The organism is Sulfurivirga sp. (assembly GCF_015490265.1).
Taxonomy (GTDB): Bacteria; Pseudomonadota; Gammaproteobacteria; order Thiomicrospirales; family Thiomicrospiraceae; genus Sulfurivirga.
Window position 1 is genome coordinate 1 of the sequence record NZ_WFYD01000137.1, and the last position, 4634, is coordinate 4634.

Sequence of the window (4634 nt, forward strand, 5' to 3'; positions counted from 1 at the left end):
GAAAGCCCGCAACGACATTGGCGAGGTGTGGTATCCCAACCTGTCCATTACCGTCAAGTACGGTTTCTGAACCGCCCCGCGCCAAGTGCGGAGGCGGGCCGGCGCAAGCCGGCCTTTTTTTACCTCGCACCAGCACTCGCATAATTTTTTTGAAGTGATATAATTGAAAAAAACAGAACAAAATTTACTCTCAAGGTCCAAGGGAGCTTCTCACCATGAATGACAAGCAGCTGCTCGACTGGGACGCCCTCATCGCCCTGAAGGCGGTGGCGGAAAAAGGAACCCTCAAGGCGGCCGCGGACTCGCTCGACCGGGTCCCCTCCGCCATCAGCTACCAGATCCGCAAACTGGAGCAGCAGGTGGGCGCCAAACTGCTGGAAAAGACCGGCAAGCGGGTCGTCTTCACCCCGGCCGGCCGGGCGCTGATGAAGGAAATTCCGGCGCTGATGGAGACCATGCAGGCCACCATCCAGAACGTACAGCAGGTGGCCCATGGCTGGGAAGCCTCCCTGACGCTGGCGGTGGAGAGCATCCTTCCCCTGCCACCGGTGCTGGATGTCATCTCAGAGTTCAGACAGATGGATGCCCCCACCCGCATCAACCTGCGCCGCGAGACCCTGGCGGGCACCTGGGACGCGGTGCTCAGCGGCCGGGCCGACATCGCCATCGGCGCCGGGGATCCCATTCCGGAACAGTTCCAGCTGCGCACCTTCAAACTGGGCAGCGTGGAGATGGTGCCCTGCTGCGCGCCTGACTATCCGCTGGTGGAAAAGTGGGGTCGGCCGGAGGTCAACCTGGACGACTACACCATGGTGGTGCTGAGCGACTCCACCGCTCAGCTGCCCCGTCGCCGGGCCCAGGTGCAGAACACCCGCAACAGCATGGCCGTCACCACCCTGCAGGACAAGCTGGAAACGCAACTGGTCGGGCTGGGCTACGGCCATCTGCCCCGCTGGCTGGCGCAGCCCTACATCGACAGGGGCGAGCTGGTGGCGCTGGGTGAGCCGGAGCAGACCCCCACGCTGCATGTGGCCTGGCGCAAGACCGACAAGGGGCGGGCGCTCAAATGGTTCATTGAAGCCTTGCAGAGCTTGAAACTGCCCGACTGAACCCCCATTCTCCCTGCTGAACACCTCACTGACGAGACGCCATGATGCATCTGCACCTGACGAAACGGGCCCGCGCGCTGTTTGACGACAGCGTGAATATCGCCCCGGCAGCGGACACCCTGCCCACCACCGGCCTCAACTGGTGGGTGGATGTGGTGCCCGTCACGGACGCGGAAAACGGCGAACAGGTGCCGGTGTGCATGCTGGTGGAGGAGATCTCCCGCTATGCCCTGCTGTTCCCGTGGGCGGGGCCGCAGTTCGTCAGCCACTTCCGCTCCGTGGTCGAGACCCGGCTGACCACCCACATGGCGCTGCTGTTCGACATGGCCGGCCAGCAGGGCGACCGGGACGCCATGGAAGAGACGCTGGATCTGATGCGCACCATGGCCGCCCGTCTGACCGAACGGCTGGACTTCCATGCCGCCCGACCGGATGAGAGTGTGCTGGAGACCTTCGCGGAACTCAAGGCGGAACTGGAAGCGCTGCCGACCCTGCCCAGAACACAGGCCCAGGCGGTAGAGCAGGACGTGCATGCCAATCAGCAGGTGCGCAGCATCGGAAATGACAGTGTCATGCCGCACGAGCAGTTCGCCCAGCTGCTCAACCTCTACATCACCTCACAACTGATGGACAGGGACGAGGCCGAACGCTTCGTGCACCACCTCCATCAGACCATTCAGCCTGAGTGACGAACGGACACCCCTCTCAGCGGCCAAAGTGCCGCTCGGCGATCTTCTGCACTTCGGGATAGTTGGTCTTGCCAGTGCCGAGAATGGGCACCTGCTCCACCAGAATGACCGTCTTGGGCACCATGATCTCGGCCACGCCGGCGGCCCGGGCCGCCTCCTTGACCACAGACTTGTTGAGCGTCTCATCGTCAGTGACCAGCACCAGCTGCTCGCCACGCCGGTCATCCGGCACCGCCACCACCGCATGATGGCCTTCCGGCGCGTAGCGGCTGATGTAGTTCTCTACCGCCGTCAGCGACACCATCTCGCCAGCGATCTTGGCGAAACGCTTGGCCCGCCCCAGAATGGTGACAAAGCCCTCGTCATCCACCTTGACGATGTCACCCGTGTCATGCCAGCCGTCCTTCGGCGGCACCAGCTCGCCCGGGCGCTCGTTGAACAGATAGCCCTTCATCACATTGGGACCGCGCACCAGCAGGCGACCGCCCTCCTCAATGCCCTCAACCGGCTCCAGCCGCCATTCCACGCCCGGAATGAACTGTCCTACCGTGCCGATGCGGTGGGACTGGGGAATGTTGACGCACAGCACCGGCGAGGTCTCCGTCACCCCGTAGCCCTCGTAGATGGGCTTGCCGAATTTGTCCGCGTACAGCTGGCGGGTTTCGGCGCGCAGCCGCTCGGCACCGGCCACGAAAGCGCGGATACTGTAGAAATCGTAGGGATGCGCCTTGCGCGCGTAGCCGGTGTAGAAGGTGTCCGTGCCGAACATCAGCCTGGCGTTGACCTGATAGGCCATCTCCGGGATCACCTGATAGTGCAGCGGCGAGGGATAGAGGAACACCCGCGCGCCCTTGAGGATCGGCCACAGCATGCCCGCCGTCATGCCGAAGGAGTGGAAGGTGGGCAGGGCGTTGAAGATGGTCTCCTCCGGCAGCAACGTGAGCATGGCGCTGATCTGCTCGATGTTGGCCAGAATGTTGGCGTGACTCAGCACCACGCCCTTCGGCGCACCTTCGGAGCCGGACGTGAACAGCACCACCGCCGCCTCATCCGCTTCCACATGCCAGCCGGGCAGGCTGCTGTCGGGCCGCAGCGCGCCGAACAGCTTATGCAACGGGCCGATCTCCTCCCGGATGTCCTCCAGCCACAGGATGCGGAACTCCTCCTCCAGCCGCGCCACCAGCGATTCGAAGTTCATCGCCTCCACAAACTTGCGCGAAGTGATGATGGTCTTCACCTCGGCGGTGACGCAGGCTGAACGCATGGGACCGTAGCCGGCGGTGAAATTGAGCATGGCCGGCACATGACCATACGCCTGCAGCGCGAACCAGGTGACCGGCAGGCCGCTGACATTGGGCAGCAGCACGGCCACATGCCGCTCCCCGGCAATGTGCTTCTCCAGTGCCGCCCCCAGCACTTTGGCGCCGGTGAGCAGGCGCCCACGGGTCAGATCCACGCCATTGATGTCGCTGGCGCACAGGGTCTTGCGTCCATAGAACCCGACGCTGTCGCTCAACGCCCGCCACAGAGAGCGAGGACGGTAGCGGGCCTGAAAGGCGGCGTCCCGCATCAGCAGCCACAGTCTGTTCTGCAGATGAGCATGACGCTGATGGGGGTTGAGCTCCTTGTGATCACACTTCAGCGTTACAGGCGGCAGAATGGTCAGGGTGATCTTCGGAAACCAGCGTTGCTTGACCCAGGCGAAGCGGGTGCCGTCCAGATAGGAGAAGGTGGAATACTCCGCTCCGTCGATATGGATGGGCAGCAGCTGGGCGCCGGTGCGCTCCGCCACCACCGCCGTGCCCTCATAGACCTTCATCAGCGAACCGGTGGTGGTGATGCGCCCTTCCGGAAAGATCATGCACTGGCGCCCCTGCTCCAATGCCTTGATCATGTGCTTGGCGGCATAAGGGCTGAACATGTCCACGGTGAAGTAGTCGGACAGCGCCAGCAGCCACTTCCTCACGCCTCGCACCTGCTTGGCGTCCACCATGAAAGTGGTGCGCCCCGGAATGAACAGATCGATCAGGGGCCCGTCCAGCAGTGACACATGGTTGGCCACCATCAGCACCGGCCGGCCGGAATCCACAGCCGTCCGATAATGCTCCAGTCCGCGCACCTCCACCCGGTAGAACAGTCTGAACAGCCCTCTGGCCAGCCACTTGATCATCATTCCGCTCCCGTCTAAAGTCCTTCAGCGCATTCTACCCGTGCAGCCCGTGCCACACCATCAGCGCCCCTGTACCGGCCACCATGAACAGGGCGTTGAGCACATTGAGCGCAGCGAACACCCGTCCCCGCTCGGCCGAGTCGATTTCCCGCTGCAACCACACATACAGCGGCACGATCATCACCCCGCCGGTGAGCGCCAGCAGTGCGAAGGCCGGCCACCACACCAGCGGCCACTGAGGCCAGCTCCAGCCCAGCAGCGCAAGCCACAGGACCATGAGCGCGTACCAGCGGCGCGTCCATTCAAGCCGCAGGCGGTCGCGGTTGAGCCGCCATGCGATGGCCGCGCCCAGCGCCATCATCACCGCGAACAGCAGCAGCAGATAAAGGGTGTAGCGGGGTGCGCCCAGACGCTCGGCCATCAGCGGTATCTGGCTGAGGATCATGGCACCGATCATCCAGAAGCCGCTGATGGCCAGCATCACGCTCCAGGCATGGTGCACACGCGCCTCACGCAGTGTCTGCCACAGCGCCCGAACGATGTTGAAGGTCAGCCTGAGTCGGGGCGCCGCCGCCGGAACCGGGGGAATCCACAGCGTGGCTGCAAAGCCCAGCACGCTGGTGACCAGCGCCGCGCTCATCAGGCCCCACACCTCTCCCCCCAGCA

Annotated in this window: 4 protein-coding genes; 2 read left to right on the top strand and 2 right to left on the bottom strand. The window is 63.8% G+C overall.

Annotated features, from left to right (window positions below; all coding sequences use genetic code 11):
- Positions 1-215 precede the first annotated feature (215 nt).
- Together F8K16_RS08930 and F8K16_RS08935 are read left to right on the top strand one after the other, a co-directional pair.
- Complete coding sequence (locus tag F8K16_RS08930) at positions 216-1109, top strand: LysR family transcriptional regulator (RefSeq protein WP_294949717.1); 894 nt, start codon at positions 216-218, stop codon at positions 1107-1109.
- A gap of 41 nt (positions 1110-1150) precedes the next feature.
- Positions 1151-1798 carry a hypothetical protein gene (locus F8K16_RS08935; RefSeq protein WP_294949720.1) on the top strand — a complete coding sequence of 216 codons (648 nt, stop codon included), beginning with the start codon at positions 1151-1153 and terminating at the stop codon, positions 1796-1798.
- Between the two features lie 16 nt (positions 1799-1814).
- Here the strand turns inward: F8K16_RS08935 and F8K16_RS08940 are convergent, their stop codons facing one another.
- Together F8K16_RS08940 and F8K16_RS08945 are read right to left on the bottom strand one after the other, a co-directional pair.
- Positions 1815-3968: an AMP-binding protein gene (locus tag F8K16_RS08940; protein WP_294949724.1), complete on the bottom strand. Its 2154-nt coding sequence runs from the start codon at positions 3966-3968 to the stop codon at positions 1815-1817.
- Positions 3969-4002: 34 nt separating this feature from the next.
- The coding region (locus tag F8K16_RS08945; RefSeq protein ID WP_294949728.1) for an MFS transporter at positions 4003-4634 on the bottom strand (632 nt) is incomplete at its 5' end.